Source organism: Tissierella sp. (assembly GCF_032104385.1).
GTDB lineage: Bacteria > Bacillota > Clostridia > Tissierellales > Tissierellaceae > Tissierella.
In genome coordinates this window covers 280,306-299,686 of record NZ_DAMCHJ010000002.1, presented here as the reverse complement: position 1 = coordinate 299,686, position 19,381 = coordinate 280,306, and the positions used below count along the sequence as shown (strand labels likewise).

21 protein-coding genes and 1 riboswitch are annotated in these 19,381 nt (G+C 29.9%); of the genes, 18 read left to right on the top strand and 3 right to left on the bottom strand.

The window, feature by feature from the left end; all coding sequences use genetic code 11:
* Positions 1-1,513: recombinase family protein (locus RT714_RS03440; RefSeq protein WP_313756213.1), on the bottom strand; the 1,513-nt coding region annotated here is incomplete at its 3' end.
* 253 nt (positions 1,514-1,766) lie between these two features.
* Between RT714_RS03440 and RT714_RS03435 the strand changes: the two genes are divergently transcribed.
* The gene (locus RT714_RS03435) at positions 1,767-1,973 is read left to right on the top strand and encodes a hypothetical protein (RefSeq protein ID WP_313756212.1); all 207 of its coding nucleotides are present in this window, start codon (positions 1,767-1,769) and stop codon (positions 1,971-1,973) included.
* A gap of 757 nt (positions 1,974-2,730) precedes the next feature.
* Here the strand turns inward: RT714_RS03435 and RT714_RS03430 are convergent.
* Positions 2,731-3,102 (bottom strand): YmaF family protein, encoded by a 372-nt coding sequence (locus tag RT714_RS03430; RefSeq protein WP_313756211.1) that lies wholly within the window; start codon positions 3,100-3,102, stop codon positions 2,731-2,733.
* A 417-nt stretch (positions 3,103-3,519) separates the two neighbouring features.
* Positions 3,520-3,687, bottom strand: coding sequence for an aspartyl-phosphate phosphatase Spo0E family protein (locus tag RT714_RS03425; protein WP_313756210.1), 168 nt, complete (start codon positions 3,685-3,687; stop codon positions 3,520-3,522).
* 104 nt (positions 3,688-3,791) lie between these two features.
* Between RT714_RS03425 and RT714_RS03420 the strand changes: the two genes are divergently transcribed.
* The 17 genes from RT714_RS03420 to RT714_RS03340 all read left to right on the top strand — a co-directional run bounded on the left by RT714_RS03420 (position 3,792) and on the right by RT714_RS03340 (position 19,292).
* On the top strand, positions 3,792-3,977 hold the full coding sequence (locus tag RT714_RS03420) for a hypothetical protein (protein ID WP_313756209.1): 186 nt from the start codon (positions 3,792-3,794) through the stop codon (positions 3,975-3,977).
* Positions 3,978-4,080: 103 nt separating this feature from the next.
* The gene (locus tag RT714_RS03415; protein ID WP_313756208.1) at positions 4,081-4,509 is read left to right on the top strand and encodes a putative ABC transporter permease; all 429 of its coding nucleotides are present in this window, start codon (positions 4,081-4,083) and stop codon (positions 4,507-4,509) included.
* 314 nt (positions 4,510-4,823) lie between these two features.
* Positions 4,824-5,588, top strand: coding sequence for an N-acetylmuramoyl-L-alanine amidase (locus RT714_RS03410; protein ID WP_313756207.1), 765 nt, complete (start codon positions 4,824-4,826; stop codon positions 5,586-5,588).
* A gap of 204 nt (positions 5,589-5,792) precedes the next feature.
* Positions 5,793-6,185, top strand: coding sequence for a manganese catalase family protein (locus RT714_RS03405; protein ID WP_313756277.1), 393 nt, complete (start codon positions 5,793-5,795; stop codon positions 6,183-6,185).
* A gap of 193 nt (positions 6,186-6,378) precedes the next feature.
* Positions 6,379-8,898, top strand: coding sequence for an FAD-dependent oxidoreductase (locus RT714_RS03400; protein ID WP_313756206.1), 2,520 nt, complete (start codon positions 6,379-6,381; stop codon positions 8,896-8,898).
* Between the two features lie 141 nt (positions 8,899-9,039).
* Positions 9,040-9,585: a rubrerythrin family protein gene (locus tag RT714_RS03395; protein WP_313756205.1), complete on the top strand. Its 546-nt coding sequence runs from the start codon at positions 9,040-9,042 to the stop codon at positions 9,583-9,585.
* Between the two features lie 204 nt (positions 9,586-9,789).
* Positions 9,790-10,386 carry a DUF5317 domain-containing protein gene (locus tag RT714_RS03390; protein WP_313756204.1) on the top strand — a complete coding sequence of 199 codons (597 nt, stop codon included), beginning with the start codon at positions 9,790-9,792 and terminating at the stop codon, positions 10,384-10,386.
* Between the two features lie 66 nt (positions 10,387-10,452).
* Positions 10,453-11,157, top strand: a complete 705-nt coding sequence (locus tag RT714_RS03385; RefSeq protein WP_313756203.1) for a PrsW family glutamic-type intramembrane protease — start codon at positions 10,453-10,455, stop codon at positions 11,155-11,157.
* A 105-nt stretch (positions 11,158-11,262) separates the two neighbouring features.
* Positions 11,263-11,625, top strand: a complete 363-nt coding sequence (locus tag RT714_RS03380) for a GntR family transcriptional regulator (RefSeq protein WP_313756202.1) — start codon at positions 11,263-11,265, stop codon at positions 11,623-11,625.
* Entirely contained in the window at positions 11,625-12,323 is a 699-nt protein-coding gene (locus tag RT714_RS03375) for an ABC transporter ATP-binding protein (RefSeq protein ID WP_313756201.1), read from the top strand. Before RT714_RS03380 ends, RT714_RS03375 begins: the two co-directional genes overlap by 1 nt.
* 10 nt (positions 12,324-12,333) lie before the next feature.
* On the top strand, positions 12,334-13,191 hold the full coding sequence (locus RT714_RS03370) for a hypothetical protein (protein ID WP_313756200.1): 858 nt from the start codon (positions 12,334-12,336) through the stop codon (positions 13,189-13,191).
* A 214-nt stretch (positions 13,192-13,405) separates the two neighbouring features.
* The gene (locus tag RT714_RS03365; protein ID WP_313756199.1) at positions 13,406-14,635 is read left to right on the top strand and encodes a M48 family metallopeptidase; all 1,230 of its coding nucleotides are present in this window, start codon (positions 13,406-13,408) and stop codon (positions 14,633-14,635) included.
* A 198-nt stretch (positions 14,636-14,833) separates the two neighbouring features.
* A riboswitch (FMN riboswitch) is annotated at positions 14,834-14,949 on the top strand.
* Between the two features lie 204 nt (positions 14,950-15,153).
* Entirely contained in the window at positions 15,154-16,242 is a 1,089-nt protein-coding gene (gene ribD, locus RT714_RS03360) for a bifunctional diaminohydroxyphosphoribosylaminopyrimidine deaminase/5-amino-6-(5-phosphoribosylamino)uracil reductase RibD (RefSeq protein WP_313756198.1), read from the top strand.
* Positions 16,243-16,247: 5 nt separating this feature from the next.
* Positions 16,248-16,901, top strand: coding sequence for a riboflavin synthase (locus RT714_RS03355; RefSeq protein WP_313756197.1), 654 nt, complete (start codon positions 16,248-16,250; stop codon positions 16,899-16,901).
* 12 nt (positions 16,902-16,913) lie between these two features.
* The gene (locus RT714_RS03350) at positions 16,914-18,113 is read left to right on the top strand and encodes a bifunctional 3,4-dihydroxy-2-butanone-4-phosphate synthase/GTP cyclohydrolase II (RefSeq protein WP_313756196.1); all 1,200 of its coding nucleotides are present in this window, start codon (positions 16,914-16,916) and stop codon (positions 18,111-18,113) included.
* A 17-nt stretch (positions 18,114-18,130) separates the two neighbouring features.
* The gene (ribE, locus tag RT714_RS03345; protein ID WP_313756195.1) at positions 18,131-18,592 is read left to right on the top strand and encodes a 6,7-dimethyl-8-ribityllumazine synthase; all 462 of its coding nucleotides are present in this window, start codon (positions 18,131-18,133) and stop codon (positions 18,590-18,592) included.
* 4 nt (positions 18,593-18,596) lie between these two features.
* Entirely contained in the window at positions 18,597-19,292 is a 696-nt protein-coding gene (locus tag RT714_RS03340; protein WP_313756194.1) for an HAD hydrolase-like protein, read from the top strand.
* The last annotated feature ends 89 nt before the right edge of the window (positions 19,293-19,381 follow it).

Here is a 19,381-nt window from a genome sequence, read left to right as displayed (position 1 = left end):
GCTTGTGATGCCATCTTCCATTTACAGTTTTATAATACACAGCTTTTTCTAATACTTCTTTAAGTAACTTATTTTTATCTGCAGGATCATCTAATGTCCAATAAACTTTTATAATATTTTCTATTTTAGGAATTAATATTTTTTTATGTAATTCTTTTTCTTCTTCTGAACTTATTTTATTTAATAAATTATCTCTATCTATTTTTAATGAATCTATTTTTTCAGATACTAACTTAGATCTATTCATAAATACTTGAGTAGAGTATACACTTTGCTCTAATAAATCATACATATTATTTAGTTGCTTATCAAGAGTGCCTAACTCGCTATTTAATTTAGCTATAGATTTATTTATCATATCTATTTCTAAATTATCTTTTTTCTTTTGTTGTTTTCTATATTTTAATTTATGCTCCTGGAGCCATATTTCTAAAGAATCAAATAGTCTTTTTTCTACTATATGAAGATGCGAACTTACATTGGCACAAGTTGGTCCATCACATATAAGGGTGGCTGGATAATCTTTATAGGGTCTCCTTTTTAATTTTCTATGGCATATCTTACATACAATTAATCCAGCAAGAGGATTCATTATTTTATATCTAGTTGGTATTGGTATTGATGGGTTTTTTTCAAGATATTCTTGAGCTGAATTGAATACATATTCATCTATAATAGGGTTATGTAGTCCATCTACTAAAATCCAATCTTCTTCATTAGCACGAGGTCTTTCTTTTATCATTTTACCGTCTATCATTTTCTTTACTTCTGGTCTGCTGTTCCATCTTATTTTACCGATATATACAGGATTGGAAAGTATTCCTCTAATGGTAGATGTTGTCCAGTCACCGCCTTTGACAGTAGGTATTTTCATTTCATTTAATTTATTTGCTATAAGAGATATACCAATTTTATTATCACCAGTATATAGTTTGTAAATTAATTTAACAATTTTAGCCTCATTAGGATTAATTTCTAAGGTATATCCTTTTTGGCTTTTTAATTTCACTCTTTCATAACCATATGGAGCCACAGTACCTAAATATTTACCTTCTTTGATTGATTGTATTCTTCCTCTTTGCAAACGCCTATTAATGGTTTTATATTCTCTCCTGGACATAAATAATCCAAACTCAAAGTATTTTTCATCAAATTCATTTAAAGGATCATATGTTTTCATAGGAGAAATAATTTTTGTATTAGAGTATTTGAAAGTTTGAGCTACAAGTCCCTGATCCATAGTGTCGCCACGAGCTAATCTTTCTACTTCTACTACAAATACACCTTTCCATATTCCTTGTTCTACATCAGAGAGCAATCGTTGCATTTCTGGTCTAGATGCAATGGTTTCTCCAGATACTACCTCTCTATAAATTGCATCGTCACTAATAGATATATTCATTTTAGTAGCTAAGTCTAAAAGAATATTTTCATGTCTTTTAAGAGTTTCTTCTTCTCCATTTAATTCAGATTCTATGTCTTTTCTTGATTTCCTTAGATACATGCAATACATTTTCTCACCCCATCCACTATATTATATTAGAAAATACTACATTATATTAGAAAGGATATATGATATGAAATTAGTAAACTCTATTTTCTCTTAATTTCTAAGTTTATTTATATTCAATCCACAAAATTTTATAATAATATTCTATTAAAATACAAATTTTATAATTTTTTCAGAGTAGAAAAGTTATTTTGGCATTTATGAATGGCATAGGACAAATTTACTCCAACATAAGCTATACAAAGGGGTTGGTGGTATGAAAGACAAGGTTGGTAAAGTAATAGCAGAATTCAAACTAGGAAATACAACTATAAAATTCAATGATGCATATATATATGAGACAGAAGAAGAAATAGAAAAAGCTTTGGATAGAATTAGCAATATATGGATAGATGCATATTTAAATGGAAGAGCAAATTTGGAGATGTTGGAAAAGTTAGGACCTTTTGAAATTATAAGGTAGATTAAAAGGATGGTGGGAAAAGATGAAATAAATTAGATTATTAGTTTCACTTGTAAAACATAGGATCAAAGTTTAGCAGATAAAAAAGATTGGAAATAAAGTTCAAATTTTAAAAAAAAGATTTCACAATTTTCAACAAAGATCAGATAAATACTAAGTTGAAGGACTTGAAGATATAGCAAGAAGAAAAATGGAGGGATAATAAGAAAAGGCTAGAAAGCAGAATCGAAATCTATATGAATAAAAAAGAATCGAGGACAAGCCTCGATAGATGGGAAGATTAGCATCTTCCGCCAAACATATTATCACAGTTACAGAAAATAATTACTAAAAGTAAGAAAAAGAATAGTAAAGAATCATCCATACCGTTACAATCTCTTCTACATAATATATCTGACATGATAGCACCTCCAATTTAATTTTATTTAGGTGAAAGTAAGGGGCCTAATAATAGAATATGAAAGATAGTGATAAAGTGTTAATTATTATTTTTAAAGGAGCAATAAAAGTAATAATACCCAAATAATAATAGTATTAGAAGAAGCAGCAAAATTACTTAGAGAAAATACAATGTGAACATAGAAGAAAGATATAGATAATAACATATTGGTTCATACTGGAAAAAAAGTCTAACTACTACAGAACTGTATTTTGATATCAAAATTTTAGATAGGTAAAGAACAAACTATTTTAATATAATCATTTAGACTTATTAAGTAAAGGCAATTTACCTAATAAGAGATAAATTGCCGGACATTTATACTAAAGGATTTTCAATTAAGGTAGCAAATTGAGCTAGATGAAAATGATCGTCGTTTACTGTAGTTCTTGCTCTCACGAAGTGTACGTGTTTTCCGTTACCAACATCTATAGCTGGACCAGTTAACCTTTCAATCTGGTGATGATGGTTATCAAAGAAATCAGTATTAGTAAACAATTCATGTCTATGGCTACCACTAGAAGTAAAAATTGGCTCACCAGTAACACCAGCGAAACGATGATTGTGTCTATCATCACATTCTTCCGCTAACATTGTGCTACCTTCAAATTCATGCACATGACCTGGTTCGAAATCTCCAGGAGGACAACGGAGAATAGATTCAGAGTCATTATAACTTGTGTTATTCATTGCTTACACATCCTTATTTATAATTTGCAAACAATATATATACAATTAATTCTTATTAGGCTTGTATATAGTTTACATTACATTATATTAAAGTGTAGGTATTTGTGATACAGATAAAAATAAGAACCTCGGATTTTTCTTTTTTGGTAAGGAAGATACGTAGTATCTGCAAATATAATTAAGTAATCTTAGAGTGATTGAAATGAAGCAATTATAATTGTAAAGGAAAGAGAAAAAGTTAAGGCAATGGGTGAAAGACATTATAGATTATTACATATCCTTATCGTGGGCATAAAATATGGTGTTTACTGGTTTTATGATTCTATAAAGCAATATATGCAGGAGAGTAGTTATAAAGGAGGTAGAGGGAAGATGAAACAATAAGTACAACAGGTTAATCTATTTAGTTAAGAGTACCTATTTTATACTGTGGTACTGAAACAAAAGTTCATCTAGCAGTTTACTTAATTCAATTACCTGTAAATCAAGGAGATTATAGTGTTTTTTAGATATTAACTCATACAGCAAAGCCCTAGTATCTTCAATTTCTTTAACAAGATTTATAAGCTTAGTTTTATCACACAAATTACATGCCCCTCTTCTGGATTAGATTTAGATTAACCTGTTGCACTAATGTGATTTTATATAAAATTTGAACATAAAAGAAATAGGTATTTGGTAAGTTGTAAGTGGGCACTATTGAATGGAGGTGGAAAATAATAATAAAATCTTGGAAAGTCAAAGCTTATGAAGTATTGGTAAAGGTTGGGAAACCTGAATTAGAGGATCATGAAGGAAATACACTTCCAGTTGTTTGCAAAGACTATGTTATAGCAGCTGCAGAACTTTTAGGAACTGGTGAATTAACAGTATAATTCAAATTGCATAATAGGATTATTATATTCCAGCTATGAATATTTAAAGAAAAAATCTTTCACACTATATAAGGTAAAAGTATTATTCTAAATAGTGTAAAGGATGAGGAAAATTAAGCAATTGATTAAGTATTCAATCTTATTTATAATAGGCGGTATATCTTATTTCTTTATTGAAGTTTTATGGAGAGGATATTCGCATATTACAATGTTTATTCTAGGTGGCTTATGTTTCATATCAATAGGTTTAATAAATGAATATTATTTCACATTTAAAAAGATTTTATTGATACAGCAAGGTATATCTTGTTTAATTATTACAGTGTTAGAACTAATATTCGGGTTAATTTTAAATGTAAGGCTAGGATTAGATGTTTGGGATTATAGTAATTTTAAATTTAACTTTATGGGGCAAATCTGTTTAAGATATAGTGTATTATGGTTTTTTCTATCTTTACCAACTATAATTCTTTATGATTATTTAAGGTACTGGTTATTTAAAGAGGGAAAACCAAATTATAAATTTATTTAGTCTACAATAATAGAAAGATTTTTGTATGACCTTATTTAAAGTTGGAAGTGCAAAGATGGCAGATAAAATATGCTAAGAAAGGTTACATAACTTAATCAAACAATTAGCATCATTAAATTCAACAATGAAATGGTTCATGAGATTACTTTTAGAAGCTTTTGTAAGCTTCTTTTTTTCGTGCAGTTTAACAAGGAATATTTAAATAAAAAATACTTAAAAAAGAATAGTAATATTTTTATACTAAATCTATTTCTATATTGAAAGGTGAAAAAGTCGACTAAAGTAATCTTAAAAAAATTAAGGAGGTTTTATTTATGGCAAAGGTATTTTTAGATGCAGGCCATGGTGGTTCAGATCCAGGAGCGTTAGGAAATGGGATGAAGGAAAAAGACATAGTGTTATCAGTGACATTAAAAGTAGGGAATATCTTAAAAAATCATGGAGTAAGTGTAAGCTATTCTAGAACGACAGATGTATTTTTAGAATTAGCTGAGAGAGCTGCAAAAGCTAATAATGCAGGTGCTGAAGTGTTTTTATCAATCCATTGTAATGCATTTGATGACACTTCCGCAAAAGGGGTAGAAACATATAGTTATCCAGACAGTACTACAGGTGCAAAATTATCTAAAGCTATACAAGACAGTATAATTTTAAGCAAAGTATATACTGTTAATAGAGGAACTAAAACAGCAAATTTTGCAGTTCTAAGATTAACTAAAATGCCAGCAGCTTTAGTAGAATTAGCATTTATTACTAATTCACAAGATGCTGATATATTAAGAAATAGGCAAGACGAATTAGCATTAGCAGTATCAAAGGGGATACTAAATAACCTTAGAATACCATATCAAGGTGGAGGCTCAACGCTTTATAAAGTACAGGTAGGAGCTTTTTCAGTAAGAGCAAATGCCGATAATCTTGCAGATGAGCTTAGAGGAAAAGGTTACAGTCCAATTGTAGTTATAGTAGGAGGATTATATAAAGTACAAGTAGGGGCATTTAGTGTTAGAGCAAATGCAGATGATTTAGCCCAAGAACTTAGATCTAAAGGATATGATGCAATAGTAGTAATAGCTTAATACAAAGGGCTAGGAGAATCCTAGTCTTTTTAAATTATAAGGAAGAGGGTAGATAATGCTGGAAGATTTATTACTTATAACAAAGAATTTGATTTATTCTTTAGACCTTACAGAATTTACAGAAAAAGAAAGAGATTATATATAGCTAGAAAAGTTATATTTGTATTATTAATAGAATTAAAAAAGAATTATAACAGATAACCTATAGGTACAGAAGAATTAGCACATTGGGAAATAATTGGTACTTTAGTATGGAGATTAGTTAAAGATGCTTCAGTAAGCCAGATAAAAGGAACACCATTTGAAGCTCATTATGTAAATCATGGAAAGAGTCCGTTTCCTCATAATGCAGCAGGGCAGGGGTGGACAGCTGGATATATTCAGTCAAAAGCTGATCCAGTGGCAGATTTACACGAAGACATGGCAGCAGAAGAAAAAGCAAGATCGACTTACGAATATTTGATTAGAGTAAGTGATGATCCAGGAGTAACGGATACATTAAGATTTTTAAGAGAAAGAGAAATAGTACATTTTCAAAGATTTGGAGAAACATTAAGGATAGTACAGGAATATATAGATTGTAAGAAATATTATTAACCAAATATAGACAAATAAGGTTAAAAACCTCTAACTTTCAAAGATAGAGGTTTTTAAAATTTTAAATTAGAGAAATATAGAAAAATATTTTCAATTATTTTATTGACAATAAGAGGATAATATTATAGTATATTAACATACGGATACCGGGTATAAGTTTTAAAGTTCAAAATTTAACAAGGGGGCATTTAAAATGAGTAAAAAAGTAGTTATAGTTGGTGGTGTAGCTGGTGGTGCAACAGCTTTAGCTCGTTTGAGACGACTTGATGAAAATCTAGAAATAGTTTTGTTTGAGAGGGGAGAGTATGTTTCCTTTGCAAACTGTGGTCTTCCATATTATATAGGTGGAGCCATAGAAAATAGAGATTCTCTATTGGTTCAAACTCCTGAAGGCATTATGAATAGGTTCAATGTAGATGTAAGAATACAATCAGAAGTTACGAAAATATTTAAGGAAGACAAAAAAGTAATAGTTAAGGATTTGAAAAATGATAAAATATATGAGGAATCTTATGACTATCTTATTTTATCAACAGGGTCAACACCATTAAAACCACCAATACCAGGAATTAACTCACCTAACATCTTTAGCCTTTGGAATATACCAGATACAGATACAATAAAAGGATATATAGATGAGAAAGCTCCAAAAACTGCAGTCGTAGTAGGTGGTGGATTTATTGGCCTTGAAATGGCTGAAAATTTACATGATTTAGGATTAAAAGTTTCTATAGTAGAGATGCTAGATCAAGTAATGGCACCTATAGATTACGAGATGGCACTAATAGTTCATGAACACTTAAAGTCAAAAGAAGTAGACCTTAGACTAGAAGATGGAGTAAGTAAATTTGAATATAATAATGGGTTAACTACTATTACTTTACAATCAGGTACTCAATTAAATGCTGATATGGTTATACTATCCATAGGCATTAGACCTAATGGAGAATTAGCTAAAGAAGCAGGATTAGAAATAAATCAAAGAGGCGGAATTATTGTAGATAAATATTTAAAAACCTCTAATGACTTTATATATGCAATTGGTGATGTTATTGAAGTAGAAGATTATGTAAATAATGTACAGACTATGGTACCTTTAGCTGGTCCTGCTAACAAGCAAGGTAGAATAGTTGCAAATAACATTTTAGGTTTAAAAGAAGAGTATAAGGGAACTCAAGGAACAAGTATTGCTAAAGTCTTTGATTTAACAGTGGCTAATACTGGAACCAATGAAAAAACATTAAATAGATTAGGTAAAGTTTATAAAAAAGATTATTTTATAGCGCTTATTCATTCTAACTCCAATGCAGGATATTATCCAGGTGCATTGCCAATGACAATAAAATTAATATATGATAAAGAAGGCAAAGTTTTAGGTTCACAAATAGTAGGATATGAAGGTGTGGATAAGAGAATAGATGTCATAGCTGCAGCTATTAGATTTGGAGGAAAAGTTTCTGATTTAACAGAACTAGAATTGGCATATGCACCACCATATTCTTCAGCTAAGGATCCAGTAAATATGGTAGGCTTTGTAGCAGAAAACCAGATGTCTGGAAACGTTGATATTGTTCTTTGTAGAGAATTAGAAGAATTGAATATGGAAAATACTGTTATACTAGATGTAAGAGAAGAAGAGGAAAGAGATATGGGCTATATTGAGAATTCCGTAAATATTCCTCTAGGACAGATAAGAAATAGACTTGGAGAATTAGATAAGAGTAAATGCTATCTAATATATTGTGCAGTAGGACTTAGAGGATATATAGCTACTAGAATCCTAACTCAAAATGGATTTAAAGCTAAAAATTTAGCTGGAGGTTTTAATAGCTATAAAACTATGTTTTGTCAAGATACAGATAGTGACTCCTGTGGTGTTAGTGGTAATGGTCCTGAAGCTTTTAGTGATTCCGGAGTTCAAAGAATAGAGAATAAAACTAATGAAGCGGAAGAAATAAAGGTTAAAACATCTGGAACAGGTGAAATTTTTAAATTGAATGCCTGTGGCTTATCTTGTCCAGGTCCTATTATGCAAGTAAGTGAAAAAGTGAAAATGATTAATGATGGAGATATATTAGAAGTAATGTCAACAGACCCAGGTTTTGTTAATGATATTCAAGCTTGGTGTAAAAACACAGGTAATACTTTGATAGAAACAGAAAAGGCAGACAAGAAATTTATTGCTGTTATTCAAAAAGGAAGCAATGCTAAAAAAAAAACTAATGAAATAGTATCTTCAGTAAAAGATGATAAAAACATTATAGTTTTTAGTGGAGATCTTGATAAAGCCATTGCATCCTTTATTATAGCTAATGGAGCAAAAGCAATGGGCAAGGAAGTTACTATGTTCTTTACATTTTGGGGATTGAATATAATTAAAAAAGAGACTCATGTAAAGACAAAGAAGGATTTTATGGCTAAAATGTTTGGAATGATGATGCCAAAGAGCAGCAAAAATCTTGGGCTTTCTAAGATGAATATGGCAGGTATAGGACCTAAAATGATAAGGGCGGTAATGAAGGATAAAAATATTTCTTCATTAGAGGAACTAATAGAGCAAGGCATTAAATCTGGAATTAAAATGGTAGCTTGTCAAATGTCAATGGATGTAATGGGAATAACTAAAGAAGAACTTCTAGACGGAGTAGAAATTGGTGGAGTAGCAACAATGCTTAATGCTGCAGATGATTCTAATATGAGTTTATTTATATAAAAAATGGGACTGAAAAGTCCTGTTTTTTGTGATTAGCTTTATAGAAAATGGGCATATATATTAAGAAAGTTGTATATTCTAGACATTGTCTAGAATATGTTATAAAATATATATAGTAAAATTATAAAGGAGGAATTTTTAATGAACGCAATGACGGCAGAAAATTTAAGATCAGCATTTGGTGGTGAATCCCAAGCTCATATGAGATATAGAATATGGAGTGATAAGGCAAAAAAAGATGGTTTTCCAACTGTAGCTAGACTATTCATGGCTACATCAGATGCAGAAGAAGTTCATGCTACACTACATTTCAAAGCTTTAAAAGATGTTGCAGGTGATTTTTTAGTAGCATCTGGAGCAGGATTTGGACTTAGTACTACTTCAGATAATCTTCAAGGAGCAATTAATGGAGAATTACATGAGGTAAACCAAATGTATCCAGCTTACATAAAAGTAGCAGAGATGCAAGAAGAGAAAGCGGCTGTATCAGCTATGAGATTTGCTATTGAAGCTGAAAAAGTTCATGCAGAGCTTTTTACTCAAGCTAAAGAAGCGGTAGATGCTGGAAAAGATTTAGAAGCAAAGGCTGTAGAACTATGTCCAGTTTGTGGATATATTACATTAACAGGTGAAGAGGATAAATGTCCAATTTGTGGTGCTAAGAAAGATTTATTTGTAGCATATTAATAAGCAATATGATGCTAGACACCTTGTGTCTAGCTTTTGTTTTTATAATGAATAGGAAAGTTCTGCTTGCAGATTTTTTATATAAGGAACTTTCTGTAAATGAATTTCAAGAGAAGCTACATCTAATACATAGTTAGAAGCTTTTCTTATATTAATTGCGTAGGTGGCTTATGGCTATCAATTGATGTATAGGAGTTGTTTTATATGGTAATCGAAACTATTATTTTATCTTTGTTACTTGGAAAGCTAAAGGGTGGAAAGATAAGAAATATTGGTAATTTATATATAAATGGATGGTATTTATTTGTTATATCTTTTTTAGTAGAAATCATATCCTTGTTAATAGTTTCTAGAACCAGTGGAAATTTAAATGATATAATAGAAAATAACTTTTTTTATATACATATATTCATTTATTTATTACTAATCATTGGTTTAAGTATAAATTTTCATGAGAATGGATTTAGAATAACCTTATTGGGAGCTGTTTTAAATTTTTTACCTCTTTCTTTAAATAATGGAAGAATGCCAGTTGCATTAAATGCCCTTAAGTCTTCCAAACTATATACCCAGTTGGCATTATTAGAAGAGGGAAGAATAATGACTCATACTTTGGCAAATAAGTTTACAAGATTGGTTTTTCTGGGAGATATAATACCAATACCAAAACCTTATCCTTTTCCCAAGGTAATAAGCATAGGAGATATTTTTATATCACTGGGACTTTTAATATTGATTCAATCTTATATGAAAAAGAGATATGAATCAGAAGGAAAAACTATAGAATTTTATAGACCCTAATATCATTAGGGTTTATTTTTTTATATTTTAGGCAAACTATAAGAAAAGACATGAGGAGGTAATTATTTGGAACTTAGACTTTTCATTATAGCTATAATACCTGCTGCCGTCATAATTACAGGTATATACTTATCTGATAGACATGATAGAGAACCTCTAAAGGTTTTACTATTTACCTATATCTTGGGAGCTTTAACTGTAATTCCTTCCGTTATAGTTGAAGAATTTTTAATAGGATTTAATATATTTCCTGGAGTATTAGGTGCCTTCTATAATGCATTTTTTGTTGCAGGATTTACAGAAGAATTTTTTAAAAGATTAGTTGTACTAAAATATCCTTATAAAACAAAGTTTTTCGATGAAAAACTAGATGGTATAGTATATTCAGTATTTGCAACCATGGGATTTGCAACTGTGGAAAATATAATCTATGTTGCCTATAGATATACTAACAATCCTTTTATTGGATTATATAGAGGGATATTTTCAGTACCAGCTCATGCTGTTTTTGGTATAACTATGGGCTATTATCTATCTTTAGCAAAGTTTGATACAAATATAGATAGAAAGAGAATGAATATGAGAAAGTCATTATATATGCCCCTTATTATGCATGGAATATTTGATTTTATACTAATGGCTGAAATACCACAGCTTACTATGATTTTTGTTCCTTATGTAATATTTATGTGGGTATTAAATCAAAGAAAACTGGCAAATTTCATGTATGACTCAAAATCTAGAGTAATAGGTCTAAAAAGAAAAGAATAAGCCGAAAGGCTTATTTTTTTAAATTATTTAGAATAATTTATTGACATACATAGAATGTTGGTGTACTATATAATTAACACACTGGTACTGAGCGAGGTGAGATAAATGATATTTAATGATAATTTACCAATTTATATTCAGATTATTAATTTGATTAAAAAAAGAATAGTTATAGGAGAATTAAAGGAGGGGGATAAATTGCCGTCGGTTAGAGAATTATCTACAGAACTTAAAGTAAATCCAAATACTATACAAAGGTCTTATCAAGAGCTGGAAAGAGAAGAATTAGTATTTACACAAAGAGGAATGGGTACTTTTGTTGTGGAGAATAAAGAAACTATAAAAGATTTGAAAAAGAATATGGCGTCAAATGTAGTTAAATCCTTTATTACAGATATGAAGTCATTGGGATTTAACTCTTTAGAAATTATAGAATTAATTAATGAGACTGCAAAGGAGATAAAATGATGGAAAATATAATTGAAATTAAAGGACTTACGAAATCCTATTTTAATAAAAAAGCATTAAATAATATATATTTAGAGATTGAAAAAGGAAAAGTTGTTGGAATACTAGGACCTAATGGTAGTGGAAAAACTACTATGATTAAAATTATTACAGGTATACTTAGGGAATCTAATGGTGAAGTACTAATAGATGGAAAAAAACCAGGAGTAATTACAAAGTCAATAGTATCTTATTTGCCAGATAGAAACTTTTTATATAACTGGATGAATATACAAGAAGCAGTTAATTTTTATAAAGATTTCTATGAAGACTTTGATGAAAATAAGACTTATGAGTTATTAAAGTTTATGAAATTAGATAGAAATATGAAAATAAATTCTCTTTCTAAGGGGATGGTAGAAAAGTTAAATCTTACTTTAGTATTATCAAGAAATGCTAAAGTATATATATTGGATGAACCAATTGCAGGAGTAGACCCAGTGGCTAGGGATCAGATACTTGATGCAATAATAAAGAATTATAATGAAAATAGTACAATGCTTATTACTACTCACTTAGTTAGGGATATGGAAAACATCTTTGATGATGTAGTTTTCCTTAGAGAAGGAGAAGTTTACTTAACAGGGAATGCAGAAGCTTTAAGGGAAGAAAAAAATATGCAAATAGACGACCTTTATAAAGAAATATTTGGGGAGTAGGAGGGATAAGATGAGAAAATACATGAAATATGAAATAAAGGGAAGTTATAAAATTATCTTGGGGATTATAGCAATGGTATTAATCGCATCAACTATTATTCAAGTTAATATATCTGGACAAATAAAATTCAATAATTTAGATTCATCAAATACAATTAGTGGTTTTGGTACATTTATGTTAGTTGTATCTATATCAGTCATATTCGGAGCATTTTTAACAGCATTTTTTCAGATTATAGGTTCTTTTAGGAAAGAATTATATGAAGACAGAGGATATCTAACCTTTACACTTCCTCTTACAGGTAATAAGATTTTAGGAGCGAAGTTACTGGTAGCAATCATCTGGTTTTTAGCTTTAGGTATCTCAATATTTGCATATAATTTACTATTAGGTGTACTACTATATGGTTCCCAGTGGACAAACTTTATAAATTCTATTAGAGAAATAATAGGCAATGTAAATCTAGAGATATTCTCCATAGGAATAGTATCCTTATTATCAGCTATAGTGACCTTAATTTTGATATATTTTTCAATGGCATTAAGTCGAGTAAATATAAGAAATAAGAAAATTGGTGGTTTATGGTTTATAATATTTATTATATTAAACTCTCTAGTAGGTTATTTTACTGTTAAAATTGTTAATGTATTCCCATATTTTCTTAGTTTAGATAGTTTTAAGATACTTCATTCTTATGAATTAAACTTTTTGCCGAGTTTAGGCAATATCGCTAAACATCAAATAATACTATTTGGAAACAATTTTGATGTATATATAAATGTATTTGGCATTTTATCAATGCTAATAATTGGTATAAGTGCATTTTTGGCTACAGGCTATTTAATAGAAAAGAAAATAGATTTATAAAATTATTTAAAAAGGTGGAGAAATCCACCTTTTATTATTAATGTATTTATTAAATATATTATTTTTAGAATACTTGAAAACTATTTTAGATTATAATAATATAAAGGTATGTAATAAGAATATTTTATTACAATGGAGCTTATATAAGATAATCATAAACTAGTGTTATTGGGAATAATATATTAAAGGAGCAAATATAGCTAGGGGTGATATTGTGAATAGCAAATTAAAATTAGCCGTTATTTTATTTTTCTTGATTTTATTATTTTTTATTGGGGTTGTTTTAGCTAGTGAATATATAAATATGAATAAAATAAAAACTGAATATCCCGATTTACCTAAGGATACCTATAATTTTAGAAAGGATAGTTTAAAAGTATGGGCTATTAGATTAATTCTTCAATTCCTTATACCCTTATTATTTCTTACATCACGGTTATCCTATAGGATAAGGTATTTTGTAGAGAATAATAAATCCTTATTTCTTACAGGACTATTATATGGTATTATTTTTTTTACTATAATGTTTCTAATAAATCTTCCTCTGGATTATTATAGTTCATTTTATTTAAAGCATAAATATGGATTATCTAATCAGACTCTTGGAAGATGGATTGAAGTCACATTAAAAAGTTTTGTTGTAAACGATTTAATTATTTCACTCTTTATATTCTTTCCATTTTATCTTATATATAGGAGTCCTAAGATGTGGTGGCTACAATTATCATTTTTAGCAATACCTTTTATTATATTTATGGTATTTATTTCTCCATTTGTTATAGATCCTATATTTAATAAATATACTTCCATAGAAAATGAAAAACTAGGAAGAGAAATAACAGAGCTACTTCATAAGGCAGATATACAAGATGCTAAGATATATAAAGTAGATAAGAGTAAAGATACTAAGACTATGAATGCTTATATGACTGGCATATTTCATTCAAAAAGGATAGTTCTTTGGGATACAACTATTAATAATTTAGAAGAAAAAGAAGTTCTTAGTATAACTGCACATGAAATAGGTCATTATGTAAAAGGACATATTTGGAAGAATATATTTTTAAGTAGCATAGGTACAATTTTATTATTTTTCTTAATATATATTACTTCTACATGGATACTTGATTTATCAAATGGAGTATTTGGAGTTAGAAAGCTCTATGATATAGCGGCAATACCACTATTACTTTTGGCTCTTAATTTTTATTCATTCATAAGTTTACCAATTACCAATTATTTTTCAAGGCAAATGGAAATTGAAGCAGATGCCTATGAAATAATTCTTACAGAGGATAGAAAGTCAGCCGCATCAGCTATGGAAAAATTATATAAGGAAAGTTTAGGGTTGCCTAGACCAAGCAATATATTTAAAATATGGTACCATACTCACCCTACTTTAGAAGAAAGAGTAGAATTTTATAGAAATTATCCCATTGAATAATTCAAGAAATTAAAGTGATGGATTGCCATTAAACTGCTATTTGCTTAATAACCAGAAACACTGAAATAGAAATGGAAATCTTTAGGTATGTTTATTTATTTGGTTAAGGCATTAGATATGAGTATAAAGAATCTTTTATTGTAATAAAGATTTATTGACAAACAAATGGCAATTATATATAATTACATTGAAAACTAAATAATTCTTCAGGGCAGGGTGTAATTCCCTACCGGCGGTATAGCCCGCGAGCCTTATAGGCATGATTCGGTGAAACTCCGAAGCCGACAGTAAAGTCTGGATGAAAGAAGAACAATGTGAATCTTAGTGAATTTAATATGCTAATTTATTTAGGATATTAGGCTCTGAAATATTATATATTTCAGAGCCTTTTTTATTAAGTTTCATAAAAAATCATATTTGTTTGTTATATATTAGCCCTGATTTATAGAATCAGGGCTTTTACTTTGTGAATATGTTTGAGTTAATCTAGTCCAAGAGATATAAAGAGGAGGTATTTTATGCACGAGAATTATATGAAACTAGCCTTAGAATTAGCTGAAAAAGGAAGGGGAAAGGTTAGTCCTAATCCTATGGTAGGTGCAGTTATTGTAAAGGAAAACAAAGTAATAGGTAAGGGATATCATAAGGGCTATGGAGAAGCCCATGCAGAAGCGAAGGCTTTTGAAAATGCAATTGAAGATGTAGAAGGAGCTACTCTTTATGTAACTTTAGAGCCATGCTCTCATTACGGAAAAACGCCGCCATGTGTAGATAAAATAATAGATAAAAAAATAAAAAGAGTTTTTATTGGTTCACTTGACCCTAACCCTTTAGTTTCGGGGAAAGGAGTTCAAAAGTTAATTGATGCAGGTATAGAAGTTACAACAGGAATCTTAGAAAAACAATGCAGAGAATTAAACGAAGTATTTATGAAATATATAGTAGAAAAAAAACCTTTTGCCATAATGAAAACAGCCATGTCTTTAGATGGGAAAATTGCAACTAAAACAGATGAGTCAAAGTGGATTACAGGATTAGGATCAAGAAAGAATGTTCATAGACTTAGAAATGAAGTAGCAGGAATTATGGTAGGTGTAAATACTGTAATTGCAGATAATCCCGAATTAACCTGCAGAATTGAAAATGGTAATAATCCTATAAGAATAATAGTAGATAGTAAACTTAGGATACCAATAGATTCTAAGGTCTTAAATAACCAATGTATAGTAAAAACAATAATAGCCACAACAGATCAAGCAGATATGCTGAAAAAAATAGAAATAGAGAAAAAAGGAGTTAAGGTATTAATTACTAAAAGTCTTGATGGAAGAGTAGATTTACAAGATCTTATGTCAAAGTTAGGACAGAAAAATATTGATAGCATACTTCTAGAGGGAGGTGGGACTCTTAATTATTCTGCATTAGAACAAGGCATAGTTGATAAAGTTCAGGTTTATATAGCCCCAAAGATAATTGGAGGAGAAAAATCAAAGACACCTGTAGAGGGCAGTGGAATCGAGGATTTAACAAAGGCATTTCAACTTCATAGAATAAGTTATAAAACCATAGATGAAGATATATTAATAGAAGGATATATAAGGCGGTGAAGATAATGTTTACAGGAATAGTAGAAGAAATAGGTAAAATTCGAGGAATAAGACATGGAGAAAAATCATCTATAATTACAATCTCTGCCTTTCAAGTTTTAGATAAAACTTTTGTAGGAGATAGTATTTGTACCAATGGAGTATGCCTGACAGTTACAAAGATAAATAAGGGCAGCTTTGAAGCAGATGTTATGGCAGAAACCTTGAGGAGAAGCAATCTAGCAAATCTCAAAATAGGAGATCATGTAAATCTTGAAAGAGCATTGACTTTAGATAAAAGGCTTGGGGGACATTTAGTAAGTGGACATATAGATGGGGTAGGAGAGATAGTATCAAGAGAAAAAGAAGACAATGCTCTTTGGATTACAATAAAGGCTTCGTCAGAAATACTTAAGTTTGTAATAGAAAAAGGTTCTATTGCAATTGATGGTATTAGTTTAACTGTAGCATATGTAGATGATCATATATTTAAGGTTTCTATAATTCCACATACTGGTGAGCATACAACATTGCTAGACAAGTTACAAGGAGAAACAGTAAATTTAGAATGTGACCAACTAGGTAAATATGTTGAAAAGCTATTGGGTTTACAAAAGCAGGAGAATATAGGTGGTAGCAAAATAAATGAGGATTTTTTAAAAATTAATGGATTTATTTAAGGAGGAATTATGATGTACAAGTTTAATAGTATTGATGAAGCTATTGAGGATATTAAAGCAGGCAAAATGATAATTGTAGTAGATGATCCTGATAGAGAAAATGAAGGAGATTTGTTGATGGCAGCTGAAAAGGCTGCTCCAGAGGATATAAACTTTATGGCAAAGTATGGACGTGGACTCATATGTATGCCTATAGAGGGGAAAAAATTAAAAGAACTTGAAATTCAACCTATGGTTGAGAATAATACGGATAATCATGAAACTGCCTTTACAGTATCTATAGATCATATAGATACAACAACAGGAATTTCAGCTTATGAAAGAGCTTTGACTATAAAAAAAGTATTGGAAGAAGGTATAAATAAGGATGATTTTAGAAGACCAGGACATATATTTCCTCTAAAAGCAAGAGAAGGTGGAGTATTAAAGCGAACTGGCCATACGGAAGCAGCAGTAGATTTAGCAAAGTTAGCTGGATTAAAGCCAGCAGGAGTAATATGTGAAATAATGAATGATGATGGTACAATGTCAAGAACTCCAGAGCTTATGGAATTTGCACAGGAGCATAAACTAAAAATTATAACAATAGCAGATTTAATTTCTTATAGGAGACATAAGGAAAAATTAGTTGAAAGAGTAGTAGAAACAAAGATGCCAACAAAATATGGAGATTTTATGATATATGGATTTATAAATAAAATAAATGGCGAACATCATGTAGCCTTAGTAAAAGGTACTATAGCAACTGATGAGCCAGTTCTAGCAAGAATTCACTCTGAATGTCTTACAGGAGATGCCCTAGGGTCAAAAAGATGTGATTGTGGGGAGCAATATGCTGCAGCTATGAGAAAAATTGCAGAGGAAGGTAGAGGGGTACTACTATATATGAGACAAGAGGGTAGAGGAATAGGTCTCATTAACAAACTAAAGGCTTATGCTCTTCAAGACCAAGGATTTGATACAGTTGAAGCAAATATTAAACTTGGGTTTCCTGCTGATATGCGTGAATATGGCATAGGAGCTCAAATATTAAATGATTTAGGAATTAAAAAACTTAGGTTAATGACAAATAATCCTAGAAAAATAAGTGGATTATCTGGTTATGATATTGAAATAGTTGAAAGAGTACCAATCCAAATGAATCATAATGAGGTAAATGAGTTTTATTTAAAGACAAAGCAAATAAAAATGAATCATATATTGAAATACTAAGAGGGAGGAATAAAAAAATGAGAACAATTGAAGGAAATTTAGTAGCACAAGGTATTAAAGTTGGAATAGTAGTAGGTAGGTTCAATGAATTTATAGTTTCAAAGTTATTAGGTGGTGCACTTGATGGCTTGAAAAGACATGGGGTAGAGGATGAAAATGTTGAAATAGCTTGGGTGCCAGGTGCATTTGAAATTCCACTAGTAGCTAAAAAAATGGCTAATAGTAAAAAGTACCATGCAGTAATATGTTTAGGTGCTGTAATTCGCGGGTCAACACCACATTTTGATTATGTTTGTGCTGAAGTATCAAAGGGAATTGCTAATGTATCATTAAACTCGGAGCTTCCAGTTATCTTTGGAGTACTAACAACAGATAGTATAGAGCAGGCTATAGAAAGGGCTGGAACTAAAGCAGGCAATAAGGGGTATGATGCAGCAGTAGCAGCTATAGAAATGGCAAACTTATTAAAGAATTTTTAGCGCTATGAATAAAGTAAAAAACATTATATTTGATTATGATGGTACATTGCATAATAGTATAATAATATATGCCAAAGGATTTAGACAAGCCTATAAATATTTAGTAGAAAAGGGTTATGCTGAGGAAAAATTATGGGAAGATAATGAAATAAGCAGATGGATTGGTTTAAGCAGCAAGGATATGTGGAATCAGTTTATGCAAGAACTACCAGAAGTGGAGAAGCAGAAATGCAGTAGCATAATAGGTTCACATATGATTCAATGCATAAAGGAAAATAAAGCCGAGCTTTATGAAGGTTCAATAGATATTCTTGAATATTTGAAAAATGAAGGCTTTAATTTAATCTTTCTCAGCAACTGTAAAATAGAGTATATGGAAGCCCATAGGAAAAGTTTTAACTTAGATATGTATTTTAAAGACTTCTATTGTAGTGAAGAATTTGGCTTTATACCTAAATATGAAATCTTTCAAAAAATAAAAGTAAAATATAGTGGCGATTTTTTAGTGGTTGGAGATAGATATCAAGATTTAGAGATTGCTAAAATTCATAATTTAGTTTCTATTGGCTGTAAATATGGTTTTGGAAAAGAAGAAGAGCTTGAGGACTTTGATTTTTTAGTGGATAATGTTTTAGAAATAAAGGAAGTAATTGAGAAGTATAATCATTTCTCTAATATTTATCTGAATAAAATAAAGTGATGGGATTTCCATCACTTTATTTTATTAGTTACTAAATTATTGCAAATGTAGAAAACAGAAAAAACGACTTTATTATGATATAATAAGTT

Coding starts and splice junctions, on each gene's coding strand:
- RT714_RS03435 (WP_313756212.1), top strand. CDS start 1,767: ATGAAAGACAAGGTTGGTAAAGTAATAGCAGAATTCAAACTAGGAAAT.
- RT714_RS03430 (WP_313756211.1), bottom strand. CDS start 3,102: ATGAATAACACAAGTTATAATGACTCTGAATCTATTCTCCGTTGTCCT.
- RT714_RS03390 (WP_313756204.1), top strand. CDS start 9,790: ATGGTAATCGAAACTATTATTTTATCTTTGTTACTTGGAAAGCTAAAG.
- RT714_RS03415 (WP_313756208.1), top strand. CDS start 4,081: ATGAGGAAAATTAAGCAATTGATTAAGTATTCAATCTTATTTATAATA.
- RT714_RS03410 (WP_313756207.1), top strand. CDS start 4,824: ATGGCAAAGGTATTTTTAGATGCAGGCCATGGTGGTTCAGATCCAGGA.
- ribE (WP_313756195.1), top strand. CDS start 18,131: ATGAGAACAATTGAAGGAAATTTAGTAGCACAAGGTATTAAAGTTGGA.
- RT714_RS03355 (WP_313756197.1), top strand. CDS start 16,248: ATGTTTACAGGAATAGTAGAAGAAATAGGTAAAATTCGAGGAATAAGA.
- RT714_RS03395 (WP_313756205.1), top strand. CDS start 9,040: ATGAACGCAATGACGGCAGAAAATTTAAGATCAGCATTTGGTGGTGAA.
- RT714_RS03380 (WP_313756202.1), top strand. CDS start 11,263: ATGATATTTAATGATAATTTACCAATTTATATTCAGATTATTAATTTG.
- RT714_RS03375 (WP_313756201.1), top strand. CDS start 11,625: ATGGAAAATATAATTGAAATTAAAGGACTTACGAAATCCTATTTTAAT.
- RT714_RS03400 (WP_313756206.1), top strand. CDS start 6,379: ATGAGTAAAAAAGTAGTTATAGTTGGTGGTGTAGCTGGTGGTGCAACA.
- RT714_RS03370 (WP_313756200.1), top strand. CDS start 12,334: ATGAGAAAATACATGAAATATGAAATAAAGGGAAGTTATAAAATTATC.
- ribD (WP_313756198.1), top strand. CDS start 15,154: ATGCACGAGAATTATATGAAACTAGCCTTAGAATTAGCTGAAAAAGGA.
- RT714_RS03340 (WP_313756194.1), top strand. CDS start 18,597: ATGAATAAAGTAAAAAACATTATATTTGATTATGATGGTACATTGCAT.
- RT714_RS03350 (WP_313756196.1), top strand. CDS start 16,914: ATGTACAAGTTTAATAGTATTGATGAAGCTATTGAGGATATTAAAGCA.